The sequence below is a fragment of the Bacteroides cellulosilyticus genome (assembly GCF_020091405.1).
In the GTDB taxonomy this organism is placed as follows: Bacteria; Bacteroidota; Bacteroidia; order Bacteroidales; family Bacteroidaceae; genus Bacteroides.
The window spans coordinates 4,232,139-4,251,920 of sequence record NZ_CP081903.1; the positions used below are offsets into that span (position 1 = coordinate 4,232,139).

Consider the following 19,782-nt stretch of genomic DNA (forward strand, 5'->3'; position numbering starts at 1 on the left):
CCAGCACAAGGCAACTGTTTGTTTTATTGTATATTAGCTGTCTTAGTGCTGGAGTGCTGACAACTATCGAAAAACTTTCATTGTGTAGAAATTCCTCTTGTTCGTTTTTTGGGGGGTGACACACTTATTGTCCACCGTTCGGTTTTCCAGATTTTATTGCGTACGGTGAGTACTTCCCATTGCGGAACTTTTTTCAAAATTTCACAGATGTGTTCTATATAGAGATTTTTACGTTCTTCCATGATACTGTCCGGACGAATTATGTGAACTTCTATACTATCGCTCCACTGAACCAAGAGGCTACTATCCGGCCTCGTTTGTCCTGATACTGATCGAAGATGCCATTTAAATCAACGGTAACTTCCGGCACTGTATCGGGATAGGCGAAAAGGCTTTTGCTGTCTTCTATTTTTTTCAGAATCAGTTTATCATCTTCTATTTGCCATGTGGCTTGGTATCCTCTCCAGCAGGCTGTACAAAAGTCCTCTTGGGAGAGACGTTCACTCACCTGTTTGCTTAAGATTGAATCGTGCTCTATCGGGCACGTTTGCAACATAAAAGTGTCTTTTCCGATAATGATGAGATCGGATATCTGTCCGGTTGCTTGGGCTGAAAGGAGGCAACAGAAGCACAGGAGGTGGAGGAGGAAAAGCTTTCGTGTCATAGTAGAAAAAGTTATATCTGCAAAAATAATTGTTTTTGTGTATAAGAAGGGAGTTTTATATAAGAAATTAGTTCTCATCCCTTTGGCTTGGTGAGAGAATAGTTTCCGTTTCATCTATAAAAACTTCCTCTTGGTCGATTTTCTTGCTGACGGGATTAAACTGTTTCATGTAAAAAGAGTCATAGATGCATATTTGGTGAATTCAATGAAAATATAACTCACTTTTAAATGCATTAGAATTATGAAGAAGCAAATTTTAGGTTTGGCCGTTGTTCTGTTTATGGGCTCGGCAGTATGTATGGCTCAGGATAACAGAGGTGGACGTCCTGACATGTCAAAGCGTATCGAACAGATGGTGACAGATCTGGGACTGAATGAAGCTCAGGCTAAAGAATTTAAGGCGGTAATGGAGGAAATGAGACCAAACAGAGGTGCTTCGGGCGAAAGACCTTCACGCGAGGAAATGGAGAAAAAACGTAATGAGGCAGATGCGAAACTCAAAAAGATTCTGACGGACGAACAGTATAAAAAGTATCAGAGCATGAGGCCTCAGAGAGGACAGAGAAGAGGGAAATAATCTTCTATAAGGAAGATATGTCAAACGTAGTGAAGGATCTACTCACCTGAATGCACGGAGAGGAGATCCTTCGACTACGCTTAGGATGACAGTATCGATAAGCTTATTGTTTTTTTTCAAACGGTTATTTACTGAATGTAACCTCTTCTGTATGTTCGCCTACAAAGATGCGTGCCATATCTCCGGTCTTATACCATTTGGGTTTATCGGGCATGTCATCATAAATCACTTCACCGTTTATTTGTAAGTTTTCAAAACGAATGTTTTTCACTTTCCGTTTTTTGTCATAACCGATAATCATGGAAACTTCTGCATTCTCTCCCGTGTAGGAGATATCCTTGAACAATACATTCTCAATACCTCTGCCCGGTGCTTTGCAATATTTCTCATTGTAGAAGATACGCAGATTAACTAATTGTCCCTGTCTGAAATCTTCTATCCGGATATTCTCAAAGCGCACATTGCGGATCAGATTATTATCGCCTGCATTGATGGCGAGGCAGCCTTGATAATCCAATTGCTTCTCTTTATGGTCCAGAATGTCGATATTGATATAATTCAGGTTTTCCAGAATCTCAGGGTTTTCAACGTCTCCATGAATACCGATAAAGATGGGGTGCGCTACATCCGCCCAAAGGGTAGAGTTTTGCATGGTGATATTTTTGCAACCGCCGGTAAATCCCAGACGAGTTCCGTAGACAGTGGTGCAATCGTCGGAGTTACGGCAAAATACGCCGTCGAACAATACATTGTTGCTGGCAAATACATTCATGCCGTCGCCCCAACCGTAAGAGCTGATGGATTTTACGTTGCGTATCGTTATGCTGTCCGATCCTCCTGTGGGGCATTGGGTAGTGATAACTCCTTCTACTAATACATTTTTGGAATTGACGATACGTAGCCCTGCCCAGCGTTCGGGAATAACGATACCTCTTCCCAGAATCTTCACATTCTGAGCATTTACCACCTGGATGCATCCTTTTACAAGAGCTCCTCCCGCTATATAAACCGTCTTTCCGGACGGAACATTCAGTGTGTCCCCGGGAAATGTGTGTATGCCCGGACCGAAGTAAATCAGATTCTTATCCTTCAGTTTTTTGGGTTTCTTCTCATCTATCGGATTGGCAAAAAGATGAAGATTATGGAAAATATCTCCGTTTACTTCTACCGACAAGTTACGCGGACGGTCCAGTTTGAAGGTCATTGTATTACCGTCTATCGAAGGGGCTATTCCGTAAGATAGTGGGCGGATACGACCCGTTTGGATTGTTCCGTGATTGAACGTTACCGATACTTCTACTTCGCCTGAGAAGTCGAAATAGCTCATGGAGGCATTTTCTACATTATGGTTGTTTCCTTGCACTTCGTCTACTTGGACAAGGTATGTGTCCACAGACTTCCAGTCTTTTCCGTTTTGTCTCACTTTGACAGAGAAATCATTCATCAGTTCGGCATCTTTCGGTGCCGGGTAAGTTGTTAATTGGGCTTGTGAGTAGATACACTGGATATAACCCAACAGGATACTTGCGATAAATACAAATCGTTTTAGGTTCATTTATATAGTATTACGTTATTTATTAACGGAAGATACGAATAATGAAAGAAATACACTTAATGCAAAAGGAATGTTATAGCATTATTTTAATAATTCTTTAGGTACTCCTTTCCATTTATTATTTAATCGGATAGCTTCCTCTTCGGTGATGCTGATTACACTACCATGCCTTGGATTGAAGTTTTTATTGAAAACCTCAGGAGTATTGGTGAAGTTATAAAGGTCTTTACTACGCTGAAACTCGTAACGTAGGTTTTTATACAGGTCGTACATGAGTATATAAGTGTCGGAATTATTCAGTTTAAAAATACTTGAACCTTCTACCACCGTAGGTGTTTCGGCATAAACATCCAGATATTTGAAATCTTCAATCCAGGGCCCTTTTAGAGATTTGCTTGTTGCTTGTTGGATACCATTCTTGTATTCTTTCCCGTTCTCATCTTTCGTATTTCCTTTATAAAAAAGGTGGTAAGTTCCGTCTTTGTATACGATATCTCCATCAATTGCACCATATCGGGCACGAAACATCAAAGTTGGTTCATTAATGAAAGCGGTAAATTTTTTATTAGCATATGCGCAATAGAAATCTAAATTCTCTTCACCTTTAAAGCGTATGGTGAAATATACCAGATATTTCTTTTCATCCGGATCGTATACGACTTGAGGTGCCCAGACCCATTGTATGTTTTGAAAATTGTTGGGATACGCTTTTGCCAAATCAATCACTGAATGTTCCCAATCAATCAGATTATCTGATTTCATCATTATAATTCCCGGGTTGTGTCCCCAACCGTTTTTAAAGGTAAACATATCTGTGGCTACCATATAAAATGCTTCTTCATGTTCTCCGCGCATAATATAGGGGTCTCTGATTCCACCGGTTTGTGATATGGTATCGGAAGCAATAATTGGTTCATTGTTGTTGAGTGCGTACCAGTTTATAGCATCGCTACTTATCCCAAAGCGTAGTTGCTCTTGTTTCAGGCGCTCTCCTGACCCTTCAAAATAGGCAAATAAATATCCGGCAAATGTCGGCTTTTGTTTTCCTTTGGTTAATGTGCAACTACTTAGGCAAAAAGCTAATGTGGTATAAGTGAAAAGTTTTAAAGCTCGTTTCATGTGTATTGATATAATGTTAAACTGCTGGGCGCATAGTCCCAGCAGTTTTGTTAATATTAAGATTATCATTTGTAGAAGATGATCATCTTTTTTCTATACAATCATTATCCGGCAAAAGCCTTTCTGAATGTACCTTGCATTCGATAACGCCCTTCACCGTCCATATAGTCATACCAGAAAGTGAATGTGCCATTGTTGTATTCGGCTTCTCCGTTCACGATTGGCATATCTTCCCAAGCTCTCACAGTAAACTTGTTTTCGCTTACCTGAACGAAGTTGACACATAAGTTCTTGACTGCTGTAAAGTAATCTTTTCCAGGATTCCATGAATTACTATATTCAGCCAAAGTTTCTTTCGTTTTATCGTGGAAGAAACGCACCGTGTTTTGTGATGCGGCAGTCAGTGTGCGCTGGATGCTTACAGGAATAGGCATACCTTGTTCCACCCATTCTGTAGTACCATCGGGAAGTGTTTCTTCTTTAAGTGTGGTTCTGGCTGCATCCAGATGGTAATTACCTGAATAGGGATTGGTCAGTTTCAGAGTAAAAATTAACTCCGAACCATTTTCAGAAATCTGATAATCTGATGTTGATTCTATGGCAAAACCGATGGAATACAGTGAGTCGCAGTGTAATTCATTTGTATTTAGACTGAACGGGAAACGTGTGTATAATTCTCCTGCTTTGAGGGTTGCGGTCCATGAAGGAAGATTAATGAGAGCCAAAGGTAACTGTTGATACTTTACCGGAGCATCAAGCATGTATTTGGCATTGTACCAGTCTACAATTTCATCATTGCGTTTCAGCGTAATAACTACATCTCTGTCCACTTTCTGGCTTCCGCTGGCTGACAGAGAGACAAATGCTTCTTGCTCATCTCCATAGGGGATTTCAAAAGAGGACACTTTGGTATCGGCGCCAATCATATAGATGTCTTTCTGATATTGTTCGGAATCCATCGGATCGACAACTTCACAAGCTGCAAACAGCACTGTTGACAGCAGTGAAAGTATAAAGTTATTTCTATTCTTTTTCATAATCTATTGTATTTATAAGGTTTACCATCCGGGATTCTGAACTAATTTACTGTTTTTATTCATTGCAGACTTCGGTATTGGACAGAAATTATTCTTATAGTCGAAGTACCGGCGGGATTTATCATCATTCAAAGTAGTGATGGTGTGGAATGCTTCACGCTCACTTTTTCTGGCTTTGATATTCATACCCAATACTGGTTTATTATAAGCATGTTCGGCATCTCCCCAACGGCGAAGGTCATGATAACGATGTCCTTCGCATACAAATTCGACGCGACGTTCGTGCTTGATCAGCTCGCGCATTTCCTCGCGTGAAGGTAATGCAGTCAAACCTGGTAGTCCTGCACGATAACGGATTTGATTGAAAGCATCCAGAATCTCGTCTTCATCCCGTCCGGTCACTGTTATATCGCCTTCGGTATATGTGCCTTCCAGCTCATTCATGGCTTCCGCGTAGTTCAGTAATATTTCAGCATAACGGTATATCGGGAAAGACTTGGGTTTTAGAGAACCTTTCAGGTTGTCTTCTGGATGAACGTATTTCTTGCAGGTATATCCGGTATGGTTATAGTCTACGGCAAAATTAGCCGGAGGACCTGCATTGCCATCGGCATAGTATTGCACTTCTACATTTTTCAATGAATTATCATTGCCGGAGTAAGATGTGCCGGGCCATAAGCAATGATTAAATCCCATAGAGACATAAAAACGCATTTCCCGGTTGTCATACATTTTTGCTGCATTGGCTTTCAAGGTGTATCCTGAGAATTTTTTATCAGTTCCAATAGGTTCCCAGTGATTTGCAGGAAGAGAGTAATTGCTGCCGTCAGCCATATAGAAAGCATCGGCTACATCTTGTGTAAGATTTAATCCGTTCATACCTCCCATAACTCCCGGTAGGGCGATTCCGGCAGGCGTATCTTTACCTGTCTGAGTTGGCCGGCATGAATAGATAACTTCCTCATTCATCTCAACAGGTACATCTCCATTGAATATTTCAGCATAAGAACGATAAGGATCAATATCTGTAGGGTTGAATTGCGAAATAGGACGGGCTGCATAAGCTTGGGTTACAGCCTCAGGCAACTGGCCGGTATCAGATTTTCTTTTTGCTGTATAGAGATGGTATAGTTCGGTATTCATAACACGTTTGGCTGCTACCGCCGCTTTTCCCCATTTTTCGTTATCTTTGTTTTGACTGATGAAGTGAACTCCGTCGCTCTTACGTATCCAGTCTGCGTATAATCCACCGCTACCACCATTGAACCAAGGACTTGCCGCATACAATCTGACGCGTGATAAAGTAGCTAAAGCTGCTCCCTGTGTTGGAATAGTGATTTGGTCGGTCGGCCTTGAACTATATAAATACTCTACTGCCTTTTCCAGATTCTGGCAGATGTAGTCCACGCATTCATCGTATGTGGCACGCTCTATGGACATTTCCTCTACACTTGCGTCAACGGCAAATGCTTCGTCGGGGACAATGGGAACAGGACCATATTGCAACAATAACTGGAAATAATAATAGCCTTTCAGAAAATAACATCTTCCGATAAAGTCTCTACGGTCTAAGTCAGAGATGTCCTGTACTTCGTTGATACGTTTCAAAACGATACTTGCTTTTCTTATTCCTGTGTAGTAATTGGGATAATTAAAGTATTTTGTTTCATAAAAAGGTGTCATTTCATCCAACAAGAATTTGATGGCAGCATGACGGTCATCGTTGAAAGACGTAAAATTTTCATCCGATGCTCCTTGAAAAGGGGTTGGGGCTAATGTCCATAGGTTTCCTTCATTGGGCAGATAACTTGCTGCTCCATTGATGTATTGTTCCGTCAGTACTTTTCTCTTGAATATAGAATCCAATTGGGTGGTCTGTTTAAAGTAATCGTCTACATCCAGATAATTGCTACATGAGAACTGTGTAATACTAAGCAAGCAAATGCATAGCATGCCTATTATGATATGTATATTTTTTATATATGTTTTCATTATTGTCACTTTTTAGAATGTTACAAATAATTGCATGGTATATTTACGTTGCAACGGATAAACTGCTCCATTGTCCGATGCTTGTGCGGGATCCCAAAGTTTTACTTTATCCCATACGTGCAGGTTCTCACCTATTAGGCTGACGGTTAAAGATTTGATTATTTTGGTCTTACGCATCCATCTGTCAGGAAAGCTATAAGAAAGTTCTACGTTCTTCAATCGGACATAGCTACCATCAGCGAGCCAATGTGTGGAAGCCCGGTTATTGTTCTTGTTCTCTCCATATGTCAGTCTGGGAAAGCGTGCATTAGGATTCTCCGTGGAAGGGTCGCCTGAGTACCAGGCGGGAGTCCAGCGGTTGGATTGATCGGTTACGATAGAGAGTACATTACCCGTTGTTTCTCCGGCAAACGGATAGTAACCGCTTCCTCCCATAAAATATTGTACGTCTTTCACGCCTTCAAACAGTGCATTGAGGCGGAAACCTTTGTAATTCACTTCGAAGGCAAGACCATATTGAATTTGCGGAATATTGGAGAATGAGAGGGGAACAATATCGTCATCGTTGATAACTCCGTCACCGTTTACATCTTTATATTTGATGTCTCCCGGCATTACATTTTCCATGAAAGTTTGTTTAGGGCTGCTTTTAATATCAGCTTCATCCCTGAACAGTCCTTCGGATATCAACCCGCGTAGTACATTATAAGGAACGCCACTATATGACTGGTACGGATAATTTATACCGGATTGTTCCCAGTAATTCACTTTGTTTCTTGCCAATGTAAAATTACCACGCAGGGTGAAGGAAAGATCTTTGGCTATAGTCTGGGTGAAAGAAGCATTTCCGTCAAATCCCCAGGAAGTCATGGAGCCGATGTTGGCGTAAGGAAGTGTGGAGTTCAGACCGGATTCTAAAGGAACACTTTCACGCTTTTGAAAGACACCAGTGGTCTTGTTGCGGAAAAAGTCTACGGTAAACTCTAACTTGTTATCAAATAACTTACCATCAATGCCGAGATCAAGTTTGGTAGTTGTTTCCCATGCCATATTTGTTGCACCGATTTGTGTCTCACCGATGGCTGTTCCGCCCCAAGTGCCAGCGCCTGTACCTCCTACAATGGTAAGGTAGGGGAAGCGTACATCTTTTAGGCGGTCGTTACCTACTTTTCCATATGATCCGCGAAACTTCAGGTAGTTGAAGAAAGGTAGCGCTTTTTGGAAGAACTTGTATTGGGAAGGAATCCAGCCGAGCGCGATAGACGGGAATAAGCCATAACGTTCTCCCTTTTTGAAGTTCTCCGAACCGGTATATCCTACATTACCTTCGATCATATAGGTGTCTTTATATGAATATGTGGCTCTGCCGGAGAAAGCTTGGTAACGCTTGGGGACTACAGAATATAAGTCATCACCCCATGTGCTATTTTTGGTTTCCTGGCAATAATAGTGCAATAGTCCCGTAACGCGGTGGTCTTTATTAAAAATACGTTCATAGTTGGCTTGTAACTCAAAATAGTACTGTCGGTCTGATGAAGTCAACTGTTCGGACTTCAAGTCTACCTTTTCCACTTTCTTTTGGGTTCGCAGGCTTCCATCGGTATAGCGTCCCATTTTAGGATCAGCAAAATATAGGTCGGGAGTGATGGAATTTTTAATAGTATGACTTCCGTTGGTCATCAACGAGAATAAACCTTGTACGGATAACCCTTTAACAAACATTCCTAAATCCTGTTTCAAGGTTATATTCGACTTGGCACTATATCGTTCAATAGCTTTATATCCGGTATAGTTCAGTTGTACATAAGGGGACATTTGGTCACTATTAACACCATAAGAAGGCAACTGACCGTTTGAGTAGCGAACCGGAACCATGGTTGCAGGTAAGTTGGCCTGCGCTGTCCATAGTGCTTTATTATCATCTCCGAATCCCGGTGCGTTCTGCTTTACAAATACAGTCTCTAAATTAAGGGAGAGTAGAGTTGTGCGAGTTATATTAGCATCTACATTAGCCCGGAAATTGTATTTGTTATAATCTACATTAGCGCTATATGGGGATTCTTTATCTTGCTTAAAAAGGGCTTCATTGGTAAGTGCTCCCAAACTTACATAATAGCGTGCGTTTTCTCCACCACCTGACAGGCTGAAGTGGTGTTGCGTGTTCCATACATGATCTTTTAGAATCACATCCCGCCAGTTGACGTTAGGATATAAGTCCGGATCTAGCCCAGTTCTATACAGTTCTAATTCAGTAGGAGTATATAGCGCACTGTTGCCCCTGACCATTCGTGCCTCATTGGCTAGTGCGGCGTATTGATAGGCGTCTGTATATTCCGGCATACGTGGAGAGTAAGAGTAGGTCATGTTTGCCTTGTAGTTGATTTGCAACTTACCAGCCTTACCTCGTTTGGTTGTAACTACAACGACACCGTTAGCGCCACGTGTTCCATATACTGCTGTTGCTGAAGCGTCTTTTAGTACAGAGAAACTTTCAATATCAGATGGGTCAAGGTCATTCAAGTCTCCTTCGATACCATCAATAAGAATTAGGGCTCCTTGGTTGGCTCCGAAAGTACTGATACCACGTATCCAGAATTCGGAGAAGTCATTGCCAGGTTCACCACTACGCGTCACTGCAATGATACCCGGTACGCGTGCACCAAGCATATTACTGACAGATGTGGCCGGTACTTGCAATTCACGTGTTTCTACATTAGTAATAGCTCCAACAACGGATACTTTACGCTGAGAACCACGCCCTGTTATTACAACTTCTTCCAATTCACTGATATCGGGTCTCATACCGATTGTTTCTCTCTCTTTATCAGATGTATATCTGATTTCAAGAGTCTTATAACCCATATAGGAAAATGCTACAGTAGCTCCTTTGGGAATGTTGTTTATTCTGAATCTTCCGTCTAAATCGGTTATGGCGGCAATATTAGTGCCTTTTACCATAATATTTACTCCGATTAATGTTTCTCCGTTCTCATCCATTACTACTCCCGCCACTTTAACAGTATTGTTTTGTGCAAAAGTAGGGACTGATAGACAGAATGTAAGCAATAACAAATATATATATTTCATATTTACGCGATGTTAAAGGTTATTCAATTGAATATTTTCTGATTGTGGCTTCCCACCATTCGGTAATGTAGAAGTTACCTTCTCCATCATAAGAAATGTCTTGCGGGTCAAGGAAGACTGATTCGGCCGGTTCGCCATTTGCTTGTGGACTCTCTTTATCCAATGTTCCGGCGATGGTTGATACATAGCCGTCGATTCCGGAAATTTTTCGAATAACATCTGCTCTGTCGCAGTCGCAAATGTAGAGGTTACCTTCATCATCCATACACATCCCCATAGGCTGTTTGAAACGGGCATCCTGAAGTTCTCCGTCTTTAACTGCGCTTTCGGAAGGACTACCTGCATAAAGTTCGGCCTTAACGCCGTCGCTCCAGTCGGCGCCGGTTTTCGTTATTTTATAGATACTGTAGAAATTATATAATGAAACATAGAAGCAGTCCTTGAATTTGTCGTAGGCCATATATCCGGCAAAAGTATTTGTCGGCATATCCAAAGTTTGATCTGCCAAAATCTGAGTCTCTTCCGTATTGACGTTAAAACGTCCGAAAGTTTGGTCTTTATGACAGAAATATAACCATTCCTGATTAGGATCATGAGTCTCGTCCATCATGACAAGCGAACGGATACGGTCACAACAGGTGGTATACTTCGGAACCACAATTTCTCCAATGGTATATGGTGTCCAACCCGTTTCTTTTTTATATTCATAAACAGTATGAGGAGGGTTGAGCGTAGTGGCGTAGACTTTGGTTTTTGCTTCATTTATAGCCGGTTTACCCAGATAAACTCCACTTTGTACAGTGATGACTTTATCATCGTTCACAGAGATAAGCCGAACGTAATTGGCTTTAGCTTCATGGAAACCAAAAGTCATCATCTGGTTATTACCGAGTGCTACAATACCTTGAGGTTTCCAGAAATGGGCTTCTGATAAGGTGCCATCTGCATATTTAGCACCAACGCCATCCCGAGTTCCTACTCCGGCCACCCATGAAACGCTGGCGGCAGCTATATAGTGAAAATTCTGAGATGCGGTAATCGTTTGATTTTCAGCTATACGAACTTTAATCCGGCTTCTACCATCACTTTGTCTGGGTGCAAGGCAATAAATAGAGGTTCCATCTACATTGATAACTTGTGCTTCTTTATCCGAATAGCCATCGTCAAAAAAAACTTTTACTTTAGACGGGTCGTTGCCGAAATTTTCTCCTGAAATAACGACTTTTTCTCGTATCTTACCCTCTTCAGGAATAAAACCGGTAATTTTTACAGGTAAATCAGGGTTGTAGGGAGTACCTTTACCTTGATTCTGTTGATAAACATAAGTTTCGTCTTTACAGCTGAAGATAAGAACGAAGATTCCCAAAAAGAGAGTTCCTAACGGGAATAGTACTTTTTTGTTTTTCATGAATTAATAAATTTAAAATTAACACTAAGTTTGTTTTATATTGCATATAGCAGGTTGATGAAGTTGCGTATTTCTCTACGGCTTTTGAATAAGTGATTCTCAACTGTGCGAGGAGATATTTTTAGCTCAGTAGAGATTTCGGAAATGGATTTATCTTCGAAACGATTCATAGCATATACTTTTCTACGTTGTTCGGAAAGGGTATCTAATTTATACTTTTCTAAAACAGATAATTCTTTGGCTATGACTTGACTTTCTATTTCATTCGTATAAGTGATCGCATGGTCGTATATATAAGAGGTGACTTCTTGTTTTTTATAATGACGACGTAGATAATCGGTCACCAGGTTGCGGGCAATGGTATGAATGAAATATTTAACAGTGTCTTCACGGAGCATTTGTTTGTAATCGATAAGACGTAGAAATACGTCTTGCGACAGGTCTTTAGCTGTTTCTTGGTTACCAATCTTATAATAAATATAAGAACATACCGATTGATAATATTTCTGGTAAGAATCAGTAATTAGGCAGGACAATATTACCTTTATGTCTTCCATGCTTTCGATTTTTTGGTTAATAGCTTGTATCTTAAAATTCTCTTTAGTTGAGAAGTACAACGCAAAAATAGATAACAATAAACGAATGGAAAACAAAAAAAAGGTGGAAGGTGTATCAAACTTATGAAAGATACTATTAAAACATAAAAGTGCTGAAATTCAGTGGTATATGACGGTATCACAAATGAGTGATACCGCCCGGAATATGAATGCTAAATTATTATTTATCGAATTGCTGGATATATTCGTTAGGAGTGGTACCTGTAAACTTCTTGAAAGCTCGGAAAAATGAAGCTTTGGATTTAAAACCGCATTTTTCAGCCAAGGTTACCAAAGTATATTTTTTGTGCTGTCCTTCATTGATGGATTGTTTGAATTGTTCTACGCGGTAACTGTTGACAAAGTCATAATACCCCATCTTAAGATAATGGGTGAAGATGGCAGAGAGGAGATAGGTCGGATAACCGATTACAACAGCTACTTCTGACTGTTTTAAGTCGACATTCAGATAAGGCTTCTGCTCTTGCATATATTTCTTTAGTGTATCAATGACTTCTTTAGCCTCTTCCTTACTCATTTTTACATAACTTTCAGTTGGTTGCATATCAATTTTGATTTCCTTTTGAATGATATCAGGTAGATCTTCCGGTTTCTCTACGTGTATTGGAGTTTTTGTTTTCTTTTTGTAAGTGAACAATAATAAGATGATAACTAATATTCCTGCAATAGAGGAATAAACTAACCATGAATGATTATGTTTGATGTTGAATGCTATTTGATCAACAGATTCCATGTTCAGAAATTTACGAACATGGAATCTGTAATTGCCGGCAGGTAAGTTGAAATATGAAACCTTATCTTCATTTACTAGTTCAGTCCATATTGAGTCTCTTCCTTCAAGCATATATTCATACTTAATCTGTTCAGGGTTTTCGTATCCTAAAGAATTGAATATGAAAGTGATGTTATTCTCGTTAGAGTTTAGATTGAAAGTGGAATCTGGATTTAATACATAATTATCAGCGTATAATTTTCCATTAACCTGCATTTCTGTTATTCGTACTGAGGATGGGACAAATTCGTTTTGAGGAGTAACAATAAAAAGACCTTTCATTCCGCATACCCATAACTTGCCGTATTCATCTTTACTGATAGGCGGGCCTGCATTTGCGGCAAGCGCATTGATGGCAGGGAAGAATGTATAACGATCCATTTTTTCGTTTACCCTTAATAAACCATCCCATTTACCTAACCAGTAATATCCTTGATCGTCTTGGGTTATGCTATGGCAATTAGTAGGTAAGGGGTAATAGAAATGAGTTAGTGATTTATCTGTTACTAATAATTTATTATTCAGTTGGGCAAATATAAGTGTTCCATCTCTACCTTCAAAAATATATCGTATGGCTTCTTTATGATATATTTCAGGTAGCATATCTTGATTGCATTTACCTGTTTGACTATCAAAGATGGCTAATCCTTTGTCTGTTCCAACCCAGAAGCGTCCGGATGAGTCAATATAAGCGCCATATACAATGTTGCCGGGCATATTACTATTGGACGCATTGTATTCTGTGATACTTTCAGTTTGCTTATCATAAGAATATAAACCGTCAGAAGTAGCAAGCCATAGCTTATTATTAGCGTCCTCCAAAAACATAAAAATATCATTAGAAGTACATGTACGTGTCAAAGGGTTTTCATTAAATATACCAGTGCGGGGATTAAAAGAAGAGATGCCTCCACCGCAAGTTCCGATAAATATTTCTTCTCCATATTCATGAAAAGAGAATATCAAGTTGGAATGTAGTCTTTCACTTTTGTCATTCCGTGTATTTATATAATTGATTTTTCCAGTTTGTACATGTATATAATAGAATCCTTCACGTGTACCTATAAAAATATAGTCCTTTGTGTGAAAACAACTTCGCACGGAAATGTCTTTTGATTTGAAAAGCCCTTTGTCATAACGCTTGAAAGCTTCGTTTCTTTTTCTTAATATATTCAGGCCTTGATAGTAATTTGTCCCACACCATACGTCTCCCTGAAAAAAAAGAATGGAAGATATAACATTGGATAGAAGGTCTTGTCCGGTTTCTGTTCCATAGGTTGCAGAATATAGAACTCTTTTTTCAGGTAAAGACAGCAAATATAAGCCTTGACCGGCAGTGGCAATACCCAAAACTTCCTTTTCATAGGTAAGGCTTGAAATCGGTGCTTTTACTGTATTCCAATAGGGAGCAAAATTTCGGTGAAGTAAATCGAAGGTGATAATGCCTCCTTTCTCAGTACCAAGATACAATATATCTTCTATTTTAACAAGGCATTTTAATTGTCCACATGCAGCCAAAGGGCATGAATATTGTTTGAGTGCTCCGGATTTGGTATCGCAGAGAACAAGACCATTGGCAGTCAGTAGCCAAATGGATTGGGAATTGCATATTGCGATATCCAGAATACGGTTATTGGGAGAAAGGATATTTTTTTCATCTATAATAATGTGCCGGAGTTGATTCTTGTCATAGATGTAAAGACCATTCACCGTACCTATATAGAGTTGGTTTTCCTCATTTTTTTTTAGGACTTGAACAGAAAAGTTTATTTCCTGAGTAAACATCCGCTCCAATGTACGGTTACTATGATTCATATGCCAAAGGCCTTGGATAGTTCCTACCCAAAAATCATGTTTGTAATTTTCTATTATTGTATTGACCAGAAAAGGGGAGGGAGCACTTCCCTGATATTCTTCAGCAAAATGATAAGGTAAAGTGTTTTTTCCATTTATTCGTTCGACAGTGGCTCCTGTACCAATCCAGATAAAGCCGTCAGTATCTCTATAAATACAGTTGACTCGGGTGTCTTCGAACTTAGATTGAGACCCTTCATTTCCTATACTGTATATAGTGTAGTCATTTCCTAATACAAAGGTCAGCATCCCTTCGACAACAAGGAGTACAAAGGATAATATGTGTTTTTCTAAGGTCATAGACATCTTTTCTTTATGACATGCAAATTTAGAAAAAAATCACTATGTACAATCCGTTTGCCAGAGAAAAAACTTTTGTGTATATGGTTGAAAGTATAATCAAAATCCGGATTAAGCGTAATTTCAAGAATTTGCGCTTAATCCGGATTACTAAAATTATTTTTAAGAGATACTTTGTTTTGTTAGATTCTATAAAATCCTATTCACGATACAGCATCAGCGTTCCCCAACCCAATTGGTCGAACGCACCACTATTTGTGCCGTAACGGCTTCCACCGTCCACGCCACCTTCGGGGCGCATCTTGTCGGCAGCCATCTTGGCGTACTTGTAGCCACTGCCCAACTTCTTCACTTTGGCGTAGTGATTAAAGAGAATTTCCCATCCCGGACGAAGGTTGCCACGACCATTGTCATCAGCTACGGCTGTATGTATGGTACCGTGATTCTTATCGGCGCAACTGCAATCAATGCAATATTCATAGCGGTTGAACGGCATCTGTTCTTTAGTTGCCAACCAGGAACCGGCGGCGTTCAGCTGGTCTGAACCATTGCGCAGATTGAAGAGAGCTGTATACTCACCCATTTTCATTATTGCATTGTTTTTTGCGGCAAAGAAGTCGAGTTGAGTCACTGTTGGATTGCACTGGAAGAGGGTGTAGGCCATTTGACACAGATTAGCTGTTACAGCTACCGACATCATGGCGTGTCCCTGGTCACGACCGCTCTCCTGGTTTTGGGCTATTTCTTCTCCACTTCCCAGCGGATCGGTGAAAGTGCCTTGAATGAGTTTGCCGATGTAGCCGTTACCTGCTCCATTGTAGAAGTAGTTCACTATATAATTTACCATTTCGTCGTCTTCATTCAGGATACCGATGGCAAGGTACGAACACATATTCACTAAATCCCAGTTAGACCAGTAGTGATCGCTGCAAGTACCTTGATGACGTTTCATGAAGTCCAGGTTTTTGGGAGCAAAAACATCTTTCATCCATTTCTTGAAGGCGGTCAGATCGTTGGCTGCCCAACCTGCATAAGTTTGCATGATTTCACCTGCATTCGCGAAAGTATAACCTTGTGCACCTGCGGCAAGCATGTGATTGGAATCGTTTGAGGTTACTTCCTTGCACACCTTTACCCAAGCATTCATAATTTTGATGGAAGCATCGGCATATTTCGTGTCGCCTGTCAGCTTCCACAACAATGATAGTTGGTAGGCAGCGGCGGCATCGCGCATTGCATTGCTGTAGTTCTCATTTGTTCCCGTTCCTGTAGCATCACCACGTACTATCTTTTCGGTAGGCGTAGGAGTATAGGTAACATTTGTAAATTGGCTGCTCTTCAGCAGATCGAATTCATCCTTTACTGCCTGCGGTGCACTTCCGTTATCAAGCATCGTCTTCACACGTGTAAAGTCGGCCTCGTTGAACATGGCGCAAGGGTGAGTGTAGGTGTATTTGGCAACTACTTCTTCATAAGGCATCTCCCAACTGTCGATGTCTGTTGTTCCGTCCTCGATTTCACTGGAACAGGCTGTGAAGCCTGTTACCAGTGAGAGACCTAATGCGAATATCAAATTCTTTTTCATTGTGAGTATTCTTTAGAGTTGTATTTTAGTTTCCGGTTGCTATCTCCGCTTCTGCAAAGGCTTTCGCTTCGGCTATGCTCTTGAATGTGCGAATCCAGTAAACCGTATATTGGCCGGTAGGCAGGTTCTCATTATAAATGTCCGCAACCTTGATTTGGAAGGTATTGGCTTCTACCACACCATTGCCTAATGCTGCATTGATAGACGGTACATCATAATATATCAGATTCGTACCATCACTCAGAAGTTCTCCGACATGGGCTCTACCGGCATTTCCGGACTTAGTTACCATGTCCAGTGTATATGCACCACCTTGTCCGATTCCTTTTCCGCCAACTGGCAATGTGGAACGCATGGCAAGTACCGGATAGTTGGAGAAATCAAGGTTGATGGGGACATTCCTGAAACTCAAGTCCGCACGCCTCATGGTAGCGTTTTGGGCACCGGCTGTAACCACCATTTTGCCGTCTTCTATCACATAGCTCGAATAAGCCTGTCCGATTTTCCAGCCATCGAAATTATTCTGACCATCCCAAATCACCCAACCGCTTTCTACGGTTACAGATACGGAAGCCGTCTGACCTGTTGCCTTACAAGTTGCCGTAATAGTAGCAGTTCCGAAACCCTTCGGTGTTACAACACCCAAATCTACCGTAGCAATGTTTTCGTCACTTGAAGTCCAGTCTACTGAACCTGTGGTAGCGTTGGCGGGTGTGTAAGCAACATCCAGCTGAACCGGGCCGCGAGAGATACAAAGCGGTTCTGTCAAAGCAAAGATAGAGACACTTTCTACCGGAATGTACTCTTTGATATTCAGCTCATAAGAGGCAGATACACCACTACGGTCGTGTGTGTAAGCTGTAATGATTGCCTTGCCCGGTGTCAGGCAGTTTACTAAGCCATTTTCTGATACTGTAGCGATGCTTGGGTTACTGCTTGCCCATGTCAAATAAGAATAGGTGTGATTGGCCGGAAGGATGGATGCTTCCAACTGAATCCGGTCTGTTTCATAAATGTCTTCTCCCTCTTTCGGATTGACCAACGTCATATCGGTAGCCTTGATGATTTCGGGTATTACATTGACCGTTACCGAAGCTGATGGACCGAAACCTATGGCGGGAGTCACACTAATGATGGCTGTACCTTCGGCTATACCGGTAATAGTGCCTTGCTGCGAAACTTTGGCAACAGTTTCGTCGGTTGACTTCCAGATAATGGAACGATCTTCTAGTTCTTCGGGAGCATCAATCGCAAAAACAATAGTAGAGTCCATGCCAATGGCAAGCGGCAGGTTCTCACTTACCTTGAATGTGATGCCGTTGATCAGTTTGGCTTCGGGCATGGCAGGAGTAAATTCTTGATCCTTATCACATGCAGTCAGAGCCATGCAGGCCGCCAGCATCCCGATGGATGCCCGGCTCAAGCCTTGATATATAGAATTTCTATTCTTCATGTTGTTATCTTCTTTTTATGAATGAAAAACATTGATTTATTCTCCCCAACCCGGGTTCTGTTTCAGGTTTGGGTTCAACTGCAACTGGTCGGTAGGTAATGGGTAAAGATAGTGCTTATCTTCCCATTTACGTCCTGACTCCAGGATGATGAAACCGTCGCTGTTTCTTTCATTGGTAACGCCCGGCCATTTGTTCTGGAACTCTGTACCTGTCCATCTGATACCCAGGAAGTCCTGCGGCATTTCCGTTTCAGCTGTCTTCCAACGCTTCAGGTCGTCTATACGGAAACCTTCGTTGAACAATTCAATGGTACGCTCACGGCGAATTTCAGTTCTCATATCCAGATCGTGAGTTGTAGCAAATGCATTGGTCAGCTTGGGCATTTTGGTGTTGATGCGGCAACGAACCAAGTTGAGAGAGAGGTTCAGGTCTTCGTCAGAAATCTTTTCATCCCGTTCAAATACTGCTTCGGCATAGTTCAGCAGAACTTCTGCATAGCGGATGATGGGGTAGTCGTAGCTTTCGTAGGTGTCATTCACATAACGTTCGCAAGCCCATTTCTGATTGTTATAACCGCTTCCGCTGGTAGGCACCAATCCTTTGATGGAAGCTGAAGCGCGGTCAACGGCATCACCTGTCCAGTTAACGCGTGAGTTCAGGTTACTCCAAAAATATTCATAAGGTTTGCAGAGGGTATAAACCATACGGTTATCTCTGTTCAGGTATTCGTCCAAAATCTTCAAGTCTCCTTTATATACTTCCGATTTTTCAATGGGGAGTCCATCCTGGCAGAGATACATTGCAGCAAATTTGTGAGAAATCATTTGGGCATTTGCCAAACACTCTTTCGTGATATTTGAACCGATAGGAGCCAACGCTTCGTCATGACGGCGGGAGAAAATATACTCCGTATTGGCGCTTTTCTGTAATCCGGCAGGGTTACATTTCGTATCTTCCAGGATAAACATGTACTTCTGTGCACTGTCGCCCAGGATAGCAGGTGCAAACAGTGAGAAGTTTTTAGTGTTGATCACTTCTTTTGCTGCATTTGCCGCAATGTCCAACAAGTCTTTACCACGAGCTGTGTTGCCACGGAACTTTTGCCATGTACCTTCGTAGAGTGCTACACGGGAAAGCATTGCCCAGGCGCCTTCGCGACCTACACGTCCTTTTTCCACTGTGGAAGTGACGGGAAGTAATTCGGCGGCATCTTTCAAATCCTGAATGATGAGGTCGGCTACTTCGCTGCGGTCGTTGCGTGCTGCTTGCATTTCGGGAGCAGTAACATCAATCGGTGTAGTGACTACTATGACATTTCCAAAAAGCTGCAACAGGTCAAAGTAGCAGTAAGCGCGGAAAAACTTGGCTTCACCGATATATTGTGCGATGTCACTCTGGTTTGCAAAACTCTCTGCTTTCTGTAAGAGGATATTTGTACGACGGATGCGATTGTATGCATCGGTGTAGTTGCCGTCGGAAGCCGGTATGCTGTTGGTTCCGTTAGCAAATACATTCTTGCTGCCTTTATCCATAATAAGGTCGGAACGCTTATCGGAGTGGGGGGCATCGTAGACGCTGTTTTTGAAATCGCGTGTCCAGCCATAGAACTGATTGGAGAATAACTTGAAGTCTGTAGCAGTCTGCCAATAGTTACCATCGGCAATCTGGTCTTTCGGATCCAGGTCGAGACAGGAATGTAACATACATCCTATTGCCAGTATCAAGATAGATTTAATTGTATATTTTTTCATTTTTGTATTC

Annotated in this window: 13 protein-coding genes; 1 reads left to right on the forward strand and 12 read right to left on the reverse strand. The window is 41.3% G+C overall.

Annotated features, from left to right (window positions below; all coding sequences use genetic code 11):
• Positions 1-271 precede the first annotated feature (271 nt).
• Positions 272-664: a hypothetical protein gene (locus tag K6V21_RS15790; protein WP_224319206.1), complete on the reverse strand. Its 393-nt coding sequence runs from the start codon at positions 662-664 to the stop codon at positions 272-274.
• 241 nt (positions 665-905) lie between these two features.
• Between K6V21_RS15790 and K6V21_RS15795 the strand changes: the two genes are divergently transcribed.
• The gene (locus K6V21_RS15795) at positions 906-1,241 is read left to right on the forward strand and encodes a Spy/CpxP family protein refolding chaperone (RefSeq protein WP_224319207.1); all 336 of its coding nucleotides are present in this window, start codon (positions 906-908) and stop codon (positions 1,239-1,241) included.
• Positions 1,242-1,365: 124 nt separating this feature from the next.
• Here the strand turns inward: K6V21_RS15795 and K6V21_RS15800 are convergent, their stop codons facing one another.
• The 11 genes from K6V21_RS15800 to K6V21_RS15850 form a co-directional block, all read right to left on the reverse strand.
• Positions 1,366-2,796, reverse strand: a complete 1,431-nt coding sequence (locus K6V21_RS15800; RefSeq protein WP_224319208.1) for a glycosyl hydrolase family 28 protein — start codon at positions 2,794-2,796, stop codon at positions 1,366-1,368.
• 81 nt (positions 2,797-2,877) lie between these two features.
• Complete coding sequence (locus K6V21_RS15805) at positions 2,878-3,915, reverse strand: glycoside hydrolase family 43 protein (protein ID WP_224319209.1); 1,038 nt, start codon at positions 3,913-3,915, stop codon at positions 2,878-2,880.
• 104 nt (positions 3,916-4,019) lie between these two features.
• Positions 4,020-4,952: a BT_3987 domain-containing protein gene (locus K6V21_RS15810; protein WP_224319210.1), complete on the reverse strand. Its 933-nt coding sequence runs from the start codon at positions 4,950-4,952 to the stop codon at positions 4,020-4,022.
• Positions 4,953-4,973: 21 nt separating this feature from the next.
• Positions 4,974-6,944 carry a RagB/SusD family nutrient uptake outer membrane protein gene (locus K6V21_RS15815; RefSeq protein ID WP_224319211.1) on the reverse strand — a complete coding sequence of 657 codons (1,971 nt, stop codon included), beginning with the start codon at positions 6,942-6,944 and terminating at the stop codon, positions 4,974-4,976.
• Between the two features lie 12 nt (positions 6,945-6,956).
• Positions 6,957-10,031: a SusC/RagA family TonB-linked outer membrane protein gene (locus K6V21_RS15820; protein WP_224319212.1), complete on the reverse strand. Its 3,075-nt coding sequence runs from the start codon at positions 10,029-10,031 to the stop codon at positions 6,957-6,959.
• A 19-nt stretch (positions 10,032-10,050) separates the two neighbouring features.
• Positions 10,051-11,439, reverse strand: a complete 1,389-nt coding sequence (locus tag K6V21_RS15825; RefSeq protein WP_224319213.1) for an IPT/TIG domain-containing protein — start codon at positions 11,437-11,439, stop codon at positions 10,051-10,053.
• 35 nt (positions 11,440-11,474) lie between these two features.
• Positions 11,475-11,996 (reverse strand): sigma-70 family RNA polymerase sigma factor, encoded by a 522-nt coding sequence (locus K6V21_RS15830; RefSeq protein ID WP_224319214.1) that lies wholly within the window; start codon positions 11,994-11,996, stop codon positions 11,475-11,477.
• 220 nt (positions 11,997-12,216) lie between these two features.
• Positions 12,217-14,982 (reverse strand): two-component regulator propeller domain-containing protein, encoded by a 2,766-nt coding sequence (locus tag K6V21_RS15835; RefSeq protein WP_224319215.1) that lies wholly within the window; start codon positions 14,980-14,982, stop codon positions 12,217-12,219.
• A 199-nt stretch (positions 14,983-15,181) separates the two neighbouring features.
• On the reverse strand, positions 15,182-16,567 hold the full coding sequence (locus tag K6V21_RS15840) for an alginate lyase family protein (RefSeq protein ID WP_224319216.1): 1,386 nt from the start codon (positions 16,565-16,567) through the stop codon (positions 15,182-15,184).
• Between the two features lie 25 nt (positions 16,568-16,592).
• A complete protein-coding gene (locus K6V21_RS15845; RefSeq protein ID WP_224319217.1) occupies positions 16,593-18,020 on the reverse strand; it encodes an Ig-like domain-containing protein in 1,428 nt (475 codons plus the stop codon).
• Positions 18,021-18,056: 36 nt separating this feature from the next.
• Positions 18,057-19,772, reverse strand: a complete 1,716-nt coding sequence (locus tag K6V21_RS15850; RefSeq protein ID WP_224319218.1) for a RagB/SusD family nutrient uptake outer membrane protein — start codon at positions 19,770-19,772, stop codon at positions 18,057-18,059.
• Between the last annotated feature and the right edge of the window lie 10 nt (positions 19,773-19,782).